We start from the raw sequence: 15,882 nt of genomic DNA on the forward strand, positions 1-15,882 counted from the left end.
TCTTTTTACTAAATGCCATTTCTTTTTACTAAAAGCTAATGTGATACAGCGTTAAGCGACCCGTTTAAACTGGGTGAGTACAAACAATACCGCAGCAGAAACCACCACCGACGGACCTGCAGGTGTGTCAAAGTGCCAAGATAGCGCCAACCCACCGATCACACTTAATACACCCAGTCCAATTGCCCAAAACGCCATGGCTTCTGGGGTGCGTGAAAGACGGCGAGCAGTAGCCGCGGGGATGATTAACAGCGAGCCCATAATCAAAGCCCCGACAAATTTCATCCCGACGGCAATCACCAAACCGATAAGTAGCATCAAGATTAAACGCATCAGGTCAGTGTTGGTTCCTTCAACAAAGGCCAACTCTTCATTCACGCTAGTCGAGAGAAGGGGTTGCCAGAGGAGATAGACAATCAAACTGACAGTGACGACACCGAACCAGATAAAGGTAAGATCGGATGGGCTAATCGCGAGCAAATCACCAAACAGATAGCTCATCAAATCGATGCGGACATTATCAAGAAAGCTCACCGCAATCATACCGAGCGATAGCGCACTGTGCGCCATAATCCCAAGTAGGGTATCGGTCGCGATGAGTTTTTGCTTTTGCATCGCCACTAAAATGGCCGCCATCCCCAAACAGCAGACCAATAGTGCCAGATACAGATTGATGTCGAGTAAAAAACCGAGCGCCAGACCCAGTAGTGAGGCGTGAGCAAGGGTATCACCAAAATAAGCCATTCTGCGCCAAACCACGAAAGATCCGAGAGGGCCAGCAATAATGGCAATTCCGAGGCCAGCAAGAAGAGAAGGTAGAAGAAGTTCAATCATGTTTGTGGTGACCATGTGAATGATGTGAGCAAGCACTCGCTTTCCCTTTGACCGGTAAGCCAGATAAATCGTGGTGGTGGTGCTCGTGGTGGTGTTGATAAAAAGCCAGCGTGTCTCGGCTTCGATGGCCAAACATCGCTAAATAACTCGGGTGTTTGGCGATGCTCTCCGGCGAGCCAGAGCAACAGACATGGTGTTGTAAGCAGATCACTTCGTCGGTTTTGGCCATCACCAAATGTAAATCGTGAGAAACCATCAACACAGCGCAGCCAAAGCGGTTACGCAAGGTGTGGATCAGGTCGTATAAGTCAATTTGTCCTTGTACATCAACCCCTTGAGCAGGCTCGTCGAGCACAAGCAAGTCGGGTCTTTGTAATAAAGCTCTGGCGAGCAATACACGCTGTGTTTCACCGCCGGAGAGTTTATGCATATCACTACTTTGAAGATGCTCACCTCCCACTAGGCGTAAGGCTTCCGATAGCTCTTGAGTACTAAAACGGCCAGCCAGTTTTAAAAAGCGGTTCACCGTCAGCGGTAATGTGTCATTGAGTTTGAGTTTTTGCGGAACATAGCCGATACGAATTCCCGATTGGCGAATGATTTTTCCTGAACTCAATGATTGTAATCCTAAAATGACTTTCACTAAGGTTGATTTTCCTGCACCGTTGGGGCCGATAAGCGTTGTAATATTGCCTTTGGTGAGAGTTAACCGGATATTGTCAAGCACACGTCTTTGTTCAAAGTCGACGCATATGTCTTGCAATTCAATCAGAATAGCCATGGAATAGAACTCATTTGCAAAATGGTTATGTTATAAAGTAACATTCATGCCCAATAAAAGCCACTAACTGGAGTTTGGCGACCATGTTATCGAGATATTTTTTACTTACTGTCGCAGCACTGTTTGCTCAATCAGCCAGCGCAATCGAAGTTCTGACCAGCATCAAGCCGATACAGATGATCACTTACGAGTTGATGCTGGGGACGGGGACTCCCGATGTACTTTTACCTTCTGGAGCATCGCCGCACGATTATGCGCTACGCCCTTCAGATGTAAAGCGGATTCAACAAGCAGATTTGGTTATTTGGTTTGGTCAGGATCTTGAACCCTTCATGAGTAAACTGTTGGAAGGCCGTACGTCAGCACTAACATTAAGCCAAGTTCCTAATTTAGCACTGCGAGAATATGGCGAGGAGGAGCAGCATGAGCATGATGGGCATCATCACGGGCATTATGATCCTCATTTCTGGTTAGGGATTGGGCCTGTAGGACAAGTTGCAAGTGCAATTACGGCAAAACTGATTGAGCTCGATGCGGATCAGCAGCAGCAGTATCAAGATAATCTTGTTCGCTTTTTAGCGAACCTTGCAGAGCAAGACAACACGATAGGTGAAAAGCTCAAACCTGTCACGACCGTACCTTATTACGTTTTTCATGATGCTTATGGTTATTTCGAACAGCACTTTGCATTAAATAATCTAGGCCACTTCACGGTGAGTCCTGAGCGAAAGCCAGGAGCTAAGACACTGATCGCGATTAAAAAGACGCTGAATGATCAACTCGCCAAGTGTGTATTTTCAGAACCGCAATTTGAGCCAGCGATTATCGAAACCGTTGTTAGAGGCACGTCGGCGAAAATTGGTGTGCTCGATCCACTCGGCAGCTCAATTGAACTCAAAGCGGGTAGCTATTTCGCCTTCCTAAATAGTTTGGCGGAGAGTTACTACGCGTGTTTGTCTCAATCTTAAGTCGACCAATGTCTCTCACATTGTTCTAAATGCGGCTTAAGCCGCATTTTTTTGTATCCAAAACCTAAAAAAGTGGTCTTTCTAAACCTTTCAAACTGCATACCCGCTAGGTATTCGTTAGAATGCATGAGAATTTGTGCTCCTCTAGGATACCGAAACCAATAAAGTACGAATTCTTGAATTGTCGCTGACAGGGGAACTCGTGTTTCGCACATTGTTGTATGGCTGCTTGCTCAATATCCTGATCCCATCCTTGGTATTGGCATTAGATAAATCTATGTCTATTTTCTATCCTTTGCCCATTCAAGAGCAGGGGAAAGTTATTGTTGCGCAAAATCTCTACCTCGGTAGTGATGGGGGGATTTGGGTACATGATGTTCATGGCAAAGTGATGTACTTTGATGGACAAAACGTCTTGCCTCGTCGTGGTTCTGTTCTGCCGCAGTTGTCCAGTCATATTGTTTATGCGAACAGTGCATTTTGGGCTTTTGAGCAACACGAGTTGTTCAGAACCTATCCCGGGGGAGAAAGAGAGCTGATGTTGAGCTTAACTCCGGGAACGCAGATTATTCAGATGGGGGCCTCAAATGGCATGATCTGGATGGTTGATGGGGAAAACTTCTATAGTTATGAGATCCGAAGTGGCCGCGTCGAATCCCTCTCGTTACATGAACTTTATCAGCTCAATAGTGCCAGCAAGGTCGTGATTAACGATGCGCAGTTTTTAGTCTCGAAATGGGCTTTAGCGACTAATGTTGGGGTGTATTTATCTGATGAACAAGGTTTTGCCCATGTAAAAAATTCTGGCAAGCACTTTATCCAAAAGCTCTATTTTTCCCATAAGCGGCGAGAGCTGTTAGTTGGGTCTAAACGTGGCGCGTTAGTCATTGATATTGAAAATAAACGTCCACCACTGGATAGAATTGGTTCCTCCCATGTCCTGTCTATTGCGGAAACCGAGAAAGAGTACTGGATCGGTACAGAAGATGGGCTCTTTGTTTACTCTTTTATCACCGGGAAAATCGTGCAACTTGAGAGTAACAACCAAGATGGCTATGCCTTACTGGGCAAGAAAATCTACGCCATGGTGAATGACTTTCAAGGTGGGATGTGGATAGGAACTGACAAGGGGATTTTTTATTACTCCCTATTTGGTCAGCAGTTTACTCGGTATCCGGCGCAAGCATTATCTAACGACGGAAGTAAAACACCGATCGGTAAAATAGCCGCTCTTAACTCGGATGGAGACTATCTGGCGATAACCGCACAAGGCCTGTATAACTTTAATTTTTCAGATGAGCTACGTAAGCATCTTATCTATCCAGGTAAAGTAAATGATTTTGTGATTGCCCAAGAGCATCTCTGGATCGCGACAGAGAAAGGTCTGGTTCGTTACAATCTCAGTCGTCGTAGTATTGATACGCCCAATTTACCGCTCCCTTTGCTACAAACGGCTATTCAGCATCTGAGCTTAGATAGTGACGGTAACTTATGGGGGACAAGTGATTACCAAATATGGTCATACTCACTCTCTGAAAAAAATTATCGAGATTATGGTTCTGAATGGATGGTGAAGGCTTTTTCTCCATCACGGATCACTCTGCTTGCCGCAGTAAAAGACGGCATAGTGATTGGGACGGAACATGGCGCTTATTCCCTGCTTGAAAAACAGATCCGCTTTGATTTTTCGAGTCATCGCTATGGTGAGATTTTACAAGTTGCTGAAGATTCTTCAGGCCACATTTGGCTTGTTGGCTCTTATGGGGTTTTTCAGTGGCGTAAAGATCAACCCGAAGCTGTCACTGTCGAGTTAATTGAAGAGAATATACAGCCTTTGTGTATTGCTGAGTCTAAGCAGGGGATGTGGCTTATCTCCACCAAAGGGATCAGTTATTACCGTAATCAAGAGCTCACTAAGCATTTTGGGGCTCCTTATGGACTGATCAGTAATGAGTTCTTGTCTGCATCGTGTGCGGTGGGTGAGGAGCAAGATACCTCATCGTTGATCATAGGATCGCATTTTGGTGTAGTGAAAACCAATACAGAAGAATTAGCGGTGTCTAATTTGCCCAATATTCAGGTGACGTTTAGCCAAGTCAGCGTAAATCATACGACCAAGCTTTTGGGGTATCGTATGTCCGAGCCACTGAAAATTGCTTATGGTGATTCGATCAGCTTTCAGTTTGGCGCTTTACCCTCTTCACGCAGCCAATCTTTAGAATACAAACTCAACGATGAACAGCAGTGGCAGCGCTTTGATTGGGCGCTGCTCAATTTTGATCAACTTTTACCTGGTAAGTATCGTTTGAAAGTCCGTAGCGCTAATCCGACACAGCGATACCGAACTGAGGCCCTGTTTGATTTTGAAGTCTTACAGCCTTGGTATATGACCTCCATCGCGCTTGTCGGATATGTGCTGAGCGTGTTGGGGCTATTAGCACTCGCTTTATGGTGGCGAACAAGAATGATATTGGCAGCTAACCGCAAACTCAAAGCGCAAGTGGAGCTCAAAACCAGTCAGTTACGTCATCAAAGTAAAATTGTACTGAGCAACAACCACCAACTTCGAAAGCAACTGCAGCTCCACCATACAATTCTTGGTAACGTTTTAGACAATATTGATGCTTCATTGCGGCACTTATCTTCCTACGCCAAAGTACGAGCATGGAGTGAATTTGAAGCACCGTTCAACAAGGTGAAGCAAGAGTTGGCTCAACTGCATTTTATGCATCGCGGCGATGAGGATGAAAGCAAATATCATGATTTGCATCTTTTGATTGAGTCTGCATTGAAGAGTTGGCAGGAAGAGTACAGTAAAGCCTTGATTAAGCTAACTTACAGTGGTGAGCCTCGCTTTGTGGAAGTCCGACAATTCAACCTTGATGTGTTATTTAATGCTGTATTAACGGATGCGATCAAACGTTTGTATAAGCATCAAGAATTAACCATACAACTTGAAGTGAGAAATGCGCAGGCGGTTATCGTGTTTTCTGATTTTTGTGCCCCAATCCAAAACATAGACAAAACCATGGTGACGTTATCTGGTAGTAGTTATCCGCTTGAAGAGTTAGTCACTCGTAGTGGTGGTGTATTGCATGTGCTCGCGTTGAAAGAGCGTAATGTGATTGAGTTAGCTTGGCCATTGGCAACTTTACCCGAGTTAGAAACCATTCATAAACCAGAAGAAGGGGAACAGGCGGCTAAGGTTGGGATCGATGAGGTGGAGAAAGAGTGGCTAAGCAAAGTCGAGAAACTGATTGAGCTGCATTATAGCGACCCCAATTTCACCACATCCACTGCAGCGCAGGCGCTTTATGTCTCTGAACGCAGTTTACAGCGTCGCTTTAAAGCCGCGACAGGAAAAACCTTCAAAGAGTCGTTAAATGAGGTTCGCTTAGAAAAAGCGTGTCAAAGCTTATTGAGTGGGGCGAAAATCGCACAAGTTGCCTTTGATTGCGGATTTAATGATCCCTCTTATTTCAGTCAGCGTTTCAAACATCATTTTGGATTATCACCAAGCCAATTCATCGAAGATCAAGAAAACTAATAGAGCCCATCTCTATTTCATCTTGTTGTTCTCAAATCGCTTAGTATTGCAGTAAGCCAGCACGGTATTGATCAAACTGAGCATAGGCGGATTTGTGTGATTAGAAAATGAACCCAACCAATGCTCCTTCAGTTTTAATAAATAGCAAAGGTACCCGTGAGAACTTAGCTCGGTAGTCGATAACAGTGCGCTACAAATGTGATGAATTTTGTTCAGACAAACAGAAGCTAACAAGCTTGTCGCTGAATCGGCTCAAGAAAAAAATGCTATCGAAGTGAGTGATGGTAATAGAGGTAAAACAGTAGGAAAAAAATATCGTGGTATAGCCGGGGGGACTATACCACGGGTGTCAACGACACCTTCGCTTGCTGCCGGAGTGGTATGACATGGTCATACCACCTCTGGAATTCTTGTCTCTAGGAGGGATGTCCTTTCAACGAAATCACTATAATCCTATCGACTTATTTTACTTATAAAATTAACGACAACTTTACATAGAAAAACGACAGCAGCTTAATCATGTTTTTAACTTGTTGATTTTAAATATGTAAATGTAACTTGTCGTTTTTTCTATCATGTTGATTTTATGCAGGAGACTTTTCTGACTTGGTCTTTGACGTTTTTGACGAGAAGTTTTTGACAGAATTGACGTTGACTATTACTTAAGCAAACATTGTTTTCGCGCAAGAAAACCTTACCCTGCGTATGGTAAGTTCGTTTAACATTAATAGTAATATTTCTTATTAACACTTCCTTTTCAAAGTTACCTCTATGAAATTGTCACAAATGCAAGCAGGCGAGCGTGGAATCATCCTCGCATTGGATGGACTTTCTGATACGGTCAGAAAGAAACTGATGGTGATGGGCGTTCTCCCCAATACCGAAGTCGTATTAATTCGCCGAGCTCCAATGGGTGATCCGCTTCAAGTTGAAGTACGCGGTGTGTCGATCGCGTTGCGCGAAAATATTGCGGCAAATATTGATGTGGAGAGAGCACAATGAAGTATCAAGTACTCACCGTAGGCAACCCGAATAGTGGAAAAACAACCTTATTCAATGGTCTCACTGGGGCAAAACAGCAAGTCGGTAACTGGGCGGGGGTCACTGTTGAGAAAAAAACGGGTAGTTTTGTGCATGCAGGCGATGAATTTTCACTCACCGATCTGCCCGGAATTTATGCTTTAGACAGCGGTAATGACAGTAACAGTATTGATGAATCGATCGCATCGCGTGCAGTGTTGACGCATCCTGCGGATGTGATCATTAATGTGGTTGATGCGACGTGCCTTGAGCGCAGCTTATATATGACGCTGCAACTGCGTGAATTGCGCCGTCCAATGATTGTCGTACTCAACAAAATGGATGCGCTTAAGCGTGAACGTGTTCATCTCGACTCCAAACAACTAGAAGCGTTTTTGGGGTGCCCTGTGTTGGCGCTTTCTGCCAACAATAAAGAGCAAGTTCGCCGCTTTAAAGAAAAATTGCATAAACTGCTGGTACAAGGGATTGCGTTAAAGCAGATTGAACTTCACTACGGTGCTGAATTTGAGTCATTGATTCATGAGCTAGAACCAATGTTTGCTGAGCAAGCGGTTTCTGCGCGTGCGCTGGCGATTCGAGCCTTAGAAAACGATCGTTTAGTGATTAACGGATTAAAAGAGGCGGAGCGCCAAAATGTAGAGCAACGTCAACATGAGTGCCAGGTTGATATTGATCTTCTCGTTGCCAACGTACGTTATACCTATTTACATGAGCTGTGCACCCACGTGCGACGCACCGAGGGTAAACTGAGCCATAAATTCACCGAAAAAGCCGATCGCGTTATCCTCAATAAGTGGGTTGGCATCCCGTTCTTTTTTGCTGTGATGTACCTGATGTTCATGTTTTCAATCAACATCGGTAGTGCTTTTATCGATTTCTTTGATATTGGCGTCGGTGCATTGTTGGTTGATGGCGGACACCATTTACTGGATGACCATCTCCCCGTTTGGTTAGTGACCTTAATCGCTGATGGTGTTGGTGGCGGTATCCAAACCGTTGCAACCTTTATTCCTGTCATTGCTTGCCTGTATTTATTCTTAGCGGTATTAGAAAGCTCCGGTTACATGTCTCGTGCTGCATTTGTTCTGGATAAAGTGATGCAGAAAATCGGTTTGCCCGGTAAAGCGTTTGTCCCGCTGGTCCTTGGCTTCGGGTGTAACGTACCTTCTATTATGGCAACGCGTACGCTGGATCAAGAGCGTGAACGTAAGCTGGCGGCCTCCATGGCTCCGTTTATGTCTTGTGGTGCTCGTTTACCGGTTTATGCGTTGTTTGCGGCGGCATTTTTCCCGCAAAGTGGCCAAAATGTGGTGTTTGCCCTCTATTTATTAGGGATTGTTGCTGCGGTATTGACAGGTTTGGTACTGAAAAAGACCCTCTATCCTGGTGTCAGCGAGAGCTTAATCATGGAGATGCCGGACTATGAAATCCCAACCTTACAAAACGTGGTGATCAAAACATGGCAGAAGCTGAAGCGTTTTGTATTGGGAGCCGGTAAAACCATTGTTGTTGTTGTGACAATTTTGAGCTTTTTAAACTCAGTCGGTACCGATGGTTCATTTGGTAACGAAAACAGTGATAAGTCCGTGCTTTCTAAAGCAGCTCAATTTGTCACTCCTGTTTTTTCACCGATGGGGATTACTCAGGAAAACTGGCCTGCAACGGTTGGCATCATTACAGGTATTTTTGCCAAAGAAGCGGTTGTGGGGACCTTAAATAGTCTTTACACCAGCACACCTGATGCAGAAGAGGCTGCGGAATACGATTTGCTGGCGAGTTTGCAAGAAGCCTTAATGACGATTCCTGACAACCTTGCAGGGCTCAGTTTCAGCGACCCACTAGGAATTGAAGTAGGGGATTTGACGGATACCGAGGCGGTTGCGCAAGAGCAAGAAGTAGACGGCTCGATCTTTGGTAATTTACACACCTATTTTGCCAATGCTCATGTGGCTTTTGCTTATCTGATCTTTATTTTGCTTTATACCCCTTGCGTAGCCGCGATGGGCGCTTATGTGCGCGAATTTGGTGCAGCTTACGCGCGCTTTATTGCGGTATGGACGATGGGGCTGGCTTACGGTTCTGCGGTGCTCTACTACCAAGCTACCCATATTGCTGAGCACCCAATGTATAGCTTAATTTGGATTGGTGTGATTGTGGGTATCGGATTTGCTACCTACTGGGCACTTAAACAGACAGGGCGTAAGCAAAAGATGATAGAGGTATCTGTCGCGTGATTTTAAATGAACTCAAAGCGGCGATTGAGTCGAAAAATGGCGCGACGAGACAAGAGCTCGCGCGACGTTTTGCTCTGAGCGAAGATGGCATCGATGCGATGCTCGCGGTATGGATTAAAAAAGGTGTCTTATCGCGTCAACAGTACATCAACGCTGAGGATGAGGTGGTGCGAGTGCGCTACGTCATGAATCAGGCAGGATCGCTTGCTGTGAATGTGACTATGTAAAACCTTCCTACTTGAAGGTGCCGCGGTGTTGGCAACGTTTGTTCATCCCAATCGCATAGTGTATCTATGTTCATGGGGATGAATTCTCTTGCTGCCTACCTGCAACTCCAAGTAGTTTGGGTATAGTTGCTTGTGGTATCACCGACTCATAAAAAAGCCGCGTAATGCGGTTTTTTTATGGTCATTCCTAAACACTGCTTTTAGCGGCGATGCTTGATTTGTACTTCGTCTAAGCTGGCGGTGATGACGCAGACACTATGCCGTAAACAGTGCATGTTTTGCGAGTGCATCTCTTAACTGGGTCAGTAATGCCGCTTGCTCTTGCTGAGTACGAAACACGCCTTGTGTTCTGCCCCAAACAGGGCCAGGCCATGCCATATCATGGGTAAAGCGCGCAATATGATGGATGTGCAGTTGTGGCACCATATTGCCTAGAGCACCTAAGTTGAGTTTGTCTGGGGAAAATAGAGTTTCCAGAGTTTGGCAAACCAGCTGCGATTCGACTAAAAACTGCTGCTGCTCATCCATTGGCAGATGGTGTAGTTCACGTAAATCCGCTCTTTGCGGGACTAAAATAACCCAAGGCACGGCAGAATCTTTATGTAACAGAGCAACACAGAGCGGGAAATGGCCGATCACATCGGTGTCTTTTAGCAATTGGGGATGCAGTTCAAAATGCGCCATCAGATACGCCTCCAAATCGATTTTCTATTCTTGGTTGAAGACTGGTTGAAGCCAGATAAGTGAAAAAGAAAAGGTTGGCGATTGGCCAACCTTTTCTCTACTTCAATTACATTCTCTCTAGAGTGTCAATGCCCAGTAGAGCAAGACCTTGCTTGATGGTTTTCGCTGTCAGTGCCGCGAGTTTCAAACGACTCTGCTTAATGCTTTCTTGCTCTGCGACCAAAATTGGACAAGCTTCGTAGAAGCTAGAGAAAATGCCTGCCAGTTCAAACAGGTAGCTACACATGATGTGCGGTTGACCTTCACGCGCGACCGATTGTACCGCCTCTTCAAACTGCAGCAGTTTGGCGATCAAGGCTTTCTCTTTCTCTTCAGTAATTTGGATATGACCTGTTAGCTCATTCATATCCACGCCCGCTTTCGCAAAAACAGAAGCAACACGAGTATAAGCATACTGCATGTAAGGCGCGGTATTGCCTTCAAATGCCAGCATGTTGTCCCAATCGAACACATAGTCTGTAGTGCGGTGTTTAGAAAGATCCGCGTACTTCACGGCCGCCATCGCAACCGTATTGGCGATGTTGGCTTTTTCTTCTGCGGATAACTCTGGATTTTTCGATTCGATCAGGGCCTTGGCACGCTCTTCAGCTTCATCCAGCAAATCCGCCAAACGTACAGTGCCGCCTGCACGAGTCTTGAATGGACGACCATCTTTACCCAGCATCATGCCGAATGCGTGGTGCTCTAGGCTGACGTTTTCTGGGATATAACCCGCTTTGCGTACGATAGTCCACGCTTGCATCAAGTGTTGATGTTGACGTGAGTCGATGAAGTACAACACACGATCTGCGCCCAGTGTTTCATAGCGGTATTTAGCACAGGCGATATCCGTTGTTGTGTACAGGAAGCCGCCATCACGCTTTTGAATGATAACGCCCATAGGCTCGCCGTCTTTATTCTTGAATTCCTCCAAGAACACCACTTGCGCGCCATCATCTTCCACTGCCAAGCCTTTGGCTTTCAGGTCGCTGACAATTTGTGGCAGCATGTCGTTGTACATGCTTTCGCCCATCACGTTTTCGCGAGTGAGGGAGACATTTAGGCGGTCGTAGTTACGTTGGTTTTGAATCATGGTCACGTCAACCAACTTCTTCCACATCTCTAGACAGAATGGGTCGCCACCTTGCAGTTTCACGACGTAGTTACGTGCTGTTTCTGCAAACTGCTCATCTTCGTCATACAGTTTTTTCGATTCACGATAGAAAGCTTCAAGATCCGAAAGCTCCATCGAAACCTCACCCGATGCTTTTTGTACGCGCTCAAGGTTAGCAATCAACATACCGAACTGAGTGCCCCAGTCACCGATGTGGTTAGCTCGGATCACTTTATGGCCTAAGAATTCCAGAGTGCGTACGACTGCATCACCGATGATGGTTGAACGCAGATGGCCTACGTGCATCTCTTTGGCAACGTTAGGCGCTGAGTAGTCAGCCACGATGGTTTTTGGGGCTTCTTGTGCCACGCCAAGGCGTGCATCCGCCAGAGCCGCTTCGGCTTGCGCAGCCAAAAACTCTTCGCTTAAGAAAATATTGATAAAACCCGGACCTGCGATTTCGGTTTTGCTCGCGATACCGTCAAGATTGAGAACATCCAAGACTTTTTGTGCAAATTCTCGAGGATTGGTACCTAACTGCTTGGCAGCGCCCATAATGCCATTGGCTTGGTAGTCACCAAATTGTGCTTTTGCTGATTGGCGAACCAGTGCCGGAGTGCCTGCTGGTGCGCCTGCGGCTTCAATAGCCTGAGAAACTCGATCATTGATCAGTGCTTGGATATTCACACGTTTACCCTTCAATTCAAGGAAATAGGGGAGGAATGCCATCATTTTTGAAGTGAGGCATATCACAATAATATGGTTTAATTGACGGTCATGATAACAATATTCAGTCTAACCACCTAGGGTGAAACACAGGAAATTTTCACCTTTTTCCGTCAATCTTGGTAGTATCGCGTCCAAACTGGCATTTTGAGGCGAACAGATGCAACAACAACTTTATGCGACAGGGCTTGCTCCACAACAACTGCTCGAAAAACTCGACGTATTCATTGCCAAAATAGAGCAGTTGCTTGATCTTTTAGGCTTAGATCTGCGAGCCAATCAGCTAGACCATATTGCGCTGCGAATCAACGATCCGCAATTGGCGCAAGTCGCTCATCAAGCTTGGCTCGCTTATGGTGAAGAGATCTCTTGTGCGCAGATTAATGGCCGCCCGATCATCGTGATTCGTTTTAACCAGCCACTGCAAGTGAGCCATTGGCAAATTGAGTGTCTTGAACTGCCGTATCCTGCGCAAGGGAAAACCTATCCTGAGCAGAGTTGGGAGCATGTAGAATTTGTGATCCCTTCACAAGCTCTGAGTGCAAAGACTTTTTGTGAGGAGTTGAAAGGCGGTTACCCCTCACTGGCGGAAAAATGGCATCAGCTTAATGAACTCGGCATCAAAGTGAAACTGTCGAGCCCACAAGGTGAAGGGGAGCGTTTGGCGAACCCAACCGTTGCGTTCCAGTGGCAAGGGGTGTGTATTAAGCTGCATCCACACCCGTTGCAAACCATTGTGGAATCCGAAAGGGCCTAACCCACATCATAAGCTTTAGGGCGCAGTTGAAACTCTTCCACTGAGCCAATTTCTTGGCCGAGTTGTAAGGCAGGGGCATCGTGATGGGCTCGGCCTTGAGTATGCATAATTAAGCGATGTGCCGTACGTGGTTTCAGTTCATTGACAACGAAGCGTATCATGTCAGCACGGCTAAGATTTTTAAGCTCTTCCAGCACTTTTTCTCGCTGATCGAAACTGAGATCTTTATTGCCAATCGCAACCCATAAACGCTGGGCTCGAATCCGGAGTGTCGGATCGGGCGCGGAAATTTGGTTCCACAATCCCCGTTTACTGCTATGCCATTGATATTCATTGAGTTCAAGCAGAACCATATACAAGGCATTTAAAAACTCATCAATAGAGCGGATCAATTCACTTGGCGGAGCCGATGGTGATTGAACGTATAAGATTAAACCCGGATGGCGGTTTAATGGCATATTGCCCGTACCAACCATATAACCAAGTTGCTGTTTGGTGCGAATTTCGTGGAAGAAGGTGGCCGACATCAGATGATTGGCCAGCGAGTAAAGCGCAATACTGCGTGGGCTGACTTCATGAGATTGGTAATACACCACAATCGCGGAATCATCTTGTTGGCACTGTACTTCACGTTGAAACGTTCCGCTCTTTCCGAGCATAACCAATGGGCGAAGCGACTCTTCATAAGTTTGCCCTTGAACGCGTAGCGCGTCTTTGAGCACTTCCGCCATCTTGTGGGCTTCGGCGGCAGGCCAGTCACCATAGACAAACATTTCGACGTGCAACTGCGACAGAATGGTGTCGACAAAATGGGCTAACTCTTCCACTTGTACATCATCAATTGCGGCTAGTAACTCGGCATAAGGTGGGTTATTGGGTTGCAATAACCCAGTCATCGCATTAAACAGTTGAGAGATGGGTTTATCGTGGGCGGCATTGCGCCAATTACGAGTCATTTGCTGCTTGATGGTGGCAAAGCGCTTAGGCTGGAAATCGCGCTGCGCAAATTTACGTAAAATCACTTCCATCAATTGCGGTAATTTTTGGCTAAAACCTGACAACGTGAGCGTCACGCCACCTTGGTGGGCATAGAGGTTGTAGCCCATCCCCGCTATTTCGGCTTGGTATGTTTCTTTGGCTAACGCATCCAAAAACATCTCCACACACAAACGGGTCATCACGATATTACGACAGTTAGCCACGGCATGCGGGCTGTCGATCGCAACATAAATCACGCCTTTAGGTACTCTGAATTCGGTGTCTTGCTGATGCCAAAGTTTGAATCCGGGTAAGTCCTGCAACACTTGCGGCAGAGTGTGGCTCTCCTTGACCTCTGACGGGTCGAGGTCATAACAGATAAATGGGTTGGGTTCAGGCAGGGAGATGGGTAAATCCAACGGCTGGCGGAATCTGTGCAGTTGTTCAGTAGTGAAAGGGCGAACTGAATAAGGGGTAAAGTACCATTGCGCTTTTTTATCGTACTCACCCCCTTTTGCAATCAAGGTGGCACGCAGGTTCTCTGGGGTGAGATAACTTAAAATATGCAGCAACAAGGCTTCATCGTAGCCTGACATCATATAGTCCCCGTAAGCCGTATCTTCGGGGGCATAATGCTGCATGTTGACCACCAAATGGCTGACCATATCCAGTGGGCGCTGGGTTTCTTGAAAGCGGAAAGCCGACTCAAGTACAGCCCGTTTTTCTTGATAACGCCACGCCTGTAAGCCTTGAGTCGCAATCAAATTCAGCGTTTGGAATAGACTTTGAATAATCTCATCAACATGATCCAATCCTTCCTGAGTCAGCACACAACTGACGGCAAACTCGCGGTAGTTACTGCCACTTACCCCTCCGCCAGCAGAAAGAGTAGTGATCCAACCTTTCTCTTTCAACGCTTCCAGCAAGCTGCCTTCACCCTCATAGCCAATTAAATGCGCAAAATAAGAGAGCGGTTTTTTCTGATAGTAGCTTTCAGTGCTGGGCATAGGAAAAGCGAGGATCAGCTTACGAATCTCTTTGAGAGGCTCAATCTGAATCAAAATTCCCGTATGTTCGCGATCAACAAAAGGAGGGAGCGGTTTGATATCGCGTTGCGGGTTTGGGATCGCGGCAAAATAACGCTCAGCCCATGCTTCGAGTTCGTCAAAACTTTGCGAGCCAATCAGGGACAACGTCATCAACTTGGCTGAATAATGGGACTGATAAAACTCAATAATTTCATCTCGAATAGAGCTGTTTTCGCGATCGCCTAAGGTGTGCTGATTGCCGACTGAGAACTTGCTAAACGGGTGCTGCGGATTAATGGTTTCTTTTTGTACTTGGTAGAGACGGCGTGACTCATCTTTAATTTTCAGTTTGTATTCTGAGTCGACGGCTTGACGCTCTTTATCCAAAGCCTCGGCATTAAACAGCGGTGCGATAAAAAACTGACTGAAACGGTCAAGCGCTTTAGCAAAAGCGTTCGGCAAAACATCAAAGAAGAAACAGGTATGTTCTGTGCCAGTCCATGCATTATTCGAACCGCCATGCTGACTGATAAAAGTTTGAAAATCGCCAACTTTCGGGTATTTTTCTGTGCCCAAAAACAGCATGTGTTCGAGATAGTGAGCCAAACCTTGGCGTTCGATAGGATCGTCAAAGTGCCCGACGTTGACCGCTAACGCCGCGGCGCATTTTTGAACATCAGGGCTTTGGATGAGTAACGTCCGTAAGCCATTGCTCAGCGTAATATATCGGTACTGATGAGTATCATTGGGGCTGATATGCACAGCATTTCTCCGGATTGGTAGGGTCAAAGACGAGTCACAGAACACCAAACTGACACATCGTACTATTATTATTCCTGTCAGTTTAGTCTGTCGCTTAGCTTTTTAATAGACTGTTAACGAAGTCGAAGTCTTTGCTCAGACTGCTGTTATAATCAAAAAAAC

General features: G+C 46.0%; 11 protein-coding genes. 6 read left to right on the top strand and 5 right to left on the bottom strand.

Annotation, left to right across the window (positions count from 1 at the left end):
* Nucleotides 1-51 precede the first annotated feature (51 nt).
* Together znuB and znuC are read right to left on the bottom strand one after the other, a co-directional pair.
* On the bottom strand, nucleotides 52-834 hold the full coding sequence (znuB, locus tag F0316_RS03825) for a zinc ABC transporter permease subunit ZnuB (RefSeq protein WP_000571528.1): 783 nt from the start codon (nucleotides 832-834) through the stop codon (nucleotides 52-54).
* Nucleotides 827-1,615, bottom strand: coding sequence for a zinc ABC transporter ATP-binding protein ZnuC (znuC, locus tag F0316_RS03830; RefSeq protein WP_000996145.1), 789 nt, complete (start codon nucleotides 1,613-1,615; stop codon nucleotides 827-829). Before znuC ends, znuB begins: the two co-directional genes overlap by 8 nt.
* 83 nt (nucleotides 1,616-1,698) lie before the next feature.
* On the opposite strand from znuC, the gene znuA reads away from it, so the two are divergent.
* The 5 genes from znuA to F0316_RS03855 all read left to right on the top strand — a co-directional run bounded on the left by znuA (nucleotide 1,699) and on the right by F0316_RS03855 (nucleotide 9,632).
* A complete protein-coding gene (gene znuA, locus F0316_RS03835; protein WP_002053233.1) occupies nucleotides 1,699-2,583 on the top strand; it encodes a zinc ABC transporter substrate-binding protein ZnuA in 885 nt (294 codons plus the stop codon).
* Between the two features lie 202 nt (nucleotides 2,584-2,785).
* Nucleotides 2,786-6,130: an AraC family transcriptional regulator gene (locus F0316_RS03840; RefSeq protein ID WP_172625954.1), complete on the top strand. Its 3,345-nt coding sequence runs from the start codon at nucleotides 2,786-2,788 to the stop codon at nucleotides 6,128-6,130.
* A gap of 771 nt (nucleotides 6,131-6,901) precedes the next feature.
* Nucleotides 6,902-7,132: a FeoA family protein gene (locus tag F0316_RS03845; protein ID WP_000777870.1), complete on the top strand. Its 231-nt coding sequence runs from the start codon at nucleotides 6,902-6,904 to the stop codon at nucleotides 7,130-7,132.
* Nucleotides 7,129-9,405 carry a Fe(2+) transporter permease subunit FeoB gene (gene feoB, locus F0316_RS03850; protein ID WP_149560226.1) on the top strand — a complete coding sequence of 759 codons (2,277 nt, stop codon included), beginning with the start codon at nucleotides 7,129-7,131 and terminating at the stop codon, nucleotides 9,403-9,405. Before F0316_RS03845 ends, feoB begins: the two co-directional genes overlap by 4 nt.
* The gene (locus F0316_RS03855; RefSeq protein WP_000602537.1) at nucleotides 9,402-9,632 is read left to right on the top strand and encodes a FeoC-like transcriptional regulator; all 231 of its coding nucleotides are present in this window, start codon (nucleotides 9,402-9,404) and stop codon (nucleotides 9,630-9,632) included. Before feoB ends, F0316_RS03855 begins: the two co-directional genes overlap by 4 nt.
* Nucleotides 9,633-9,887: 255 nt before the next feature.
* On the opposite strand, the gene F0316_RS03860 is transcribed toward F0316_RS03855, so the two are convergent.
* Nucleotides 9,888-10,316, bottom strand: coding sequence for an HIT family protein (locus F0316_RS03860; RefSeq protein WP_032471184.1), 429 nt, complete (start codon nucleotides 10,314-10,316; stop codon nucleotides 9,888-9,890).
* Between the two features lie 106 nt (nucleotides 10,317-10,422).
* Entirely contained in the window at nucleotides 10,423-12,156 is a 1,734-nt protein-coding gene (gene argS / locus F0316_RS03865) for an arginine--tRNA ligase (protein WP_001025277.1), read from the bottom strand.
* Between the two features lie 199 nt (nucleotides 12,157-12,355).
* Here argS and F0316_RS03870 point away from each other — a divergent pair, with 199 nt between their 5' ends.
* Nucleotides 12,356-12,952, top strand: a complete 597-nt coding sequence (locus tag F0316_RS03870; RefSeq protein WP_138039746.1) for a VOC family protein — start codon at nucleotides 12,356-12,358, stop codon at nucleotides 12,950-12,952.
* On the opposite strand, the gene F0316_RS03875 is transcribed toward F0316_RS03870, so the two are convergent.
* The gene (locus F0316_RS03875; protein ID WP_041048822.1) at nucleotides 12,949-15,720 is read right to left on the bottom strand and encodes an insulinase family protein; all 2,772 of its coding nucleotides are present in this window, start codon (nucleotides 15,718-15,720) and stop codon (nucleotides 12,949-12,951) included. The genes F0316_RS03870 and F0316_RS03875 overlap by 4 nt on opposite strands.
* Nucleotides 15,721-15,882: the final 162 nt, after the last annotated feature.

Source organism: Vibrio cholerae, assembly GCF_008369605.1.
In the GTDB taxonomy this organism is placed as follows: Bacteria; Pseudomonadota; Gammaproteobacteria; order Enterobacterales; family Vibrionaceae; genus Vibrio; species Vibrio cholerae.

Bases quoted from the DNA above. Each gene is read 5' to 3' on its own strand.
- znuA (WP_002053233.1), top strand. From the start codon at position 1,699: ATGTTATCGAGATATTTTTTACTTACTGTCGCAGCACTGTTTGCTCAA.
- F0316_RS03870 (WP_138039746.1), top strand. From the start codon at position 12,356: ATGCAACAACAACTTTATGCGACAGGGCTTGCTCCACAACAACTGCTC.
- feoB (WP_149560226.1), top strand. From the start codon at position 7,129: ATGAAGTATCAAGTACTCACCGTAGGCAACCCGAATAGTGGAAAAACA.
- znuB (WP_000571528.1), bottom strand. From the start codon at position 834: ATGATTGAACTTCTTCTACCTTCTCTTCTTGCTGGCCTCGGAATTGCC.
- F0316_RS03860 (WP_032471184.1), bottom strand. From the start codon at position 10,316: ATGGCGCATTTTGAACTGCATCCCCAATTGCTAAAAGACACCGATGTG.
- F0316_RS03845 (WP_000777870.1), top strand. From the start codon at position 6,902: ATGAAATTGTCACAAATGCAAGCAGGCGAGCGTGGAATCATCCTCGCA.
- znuC (WP_000996145.1), bottom strand. From the start codon at position 1,615: ATGGCTATTCTGATTGAATTGCAAGACATATGCGTCGACTTTGAACAA.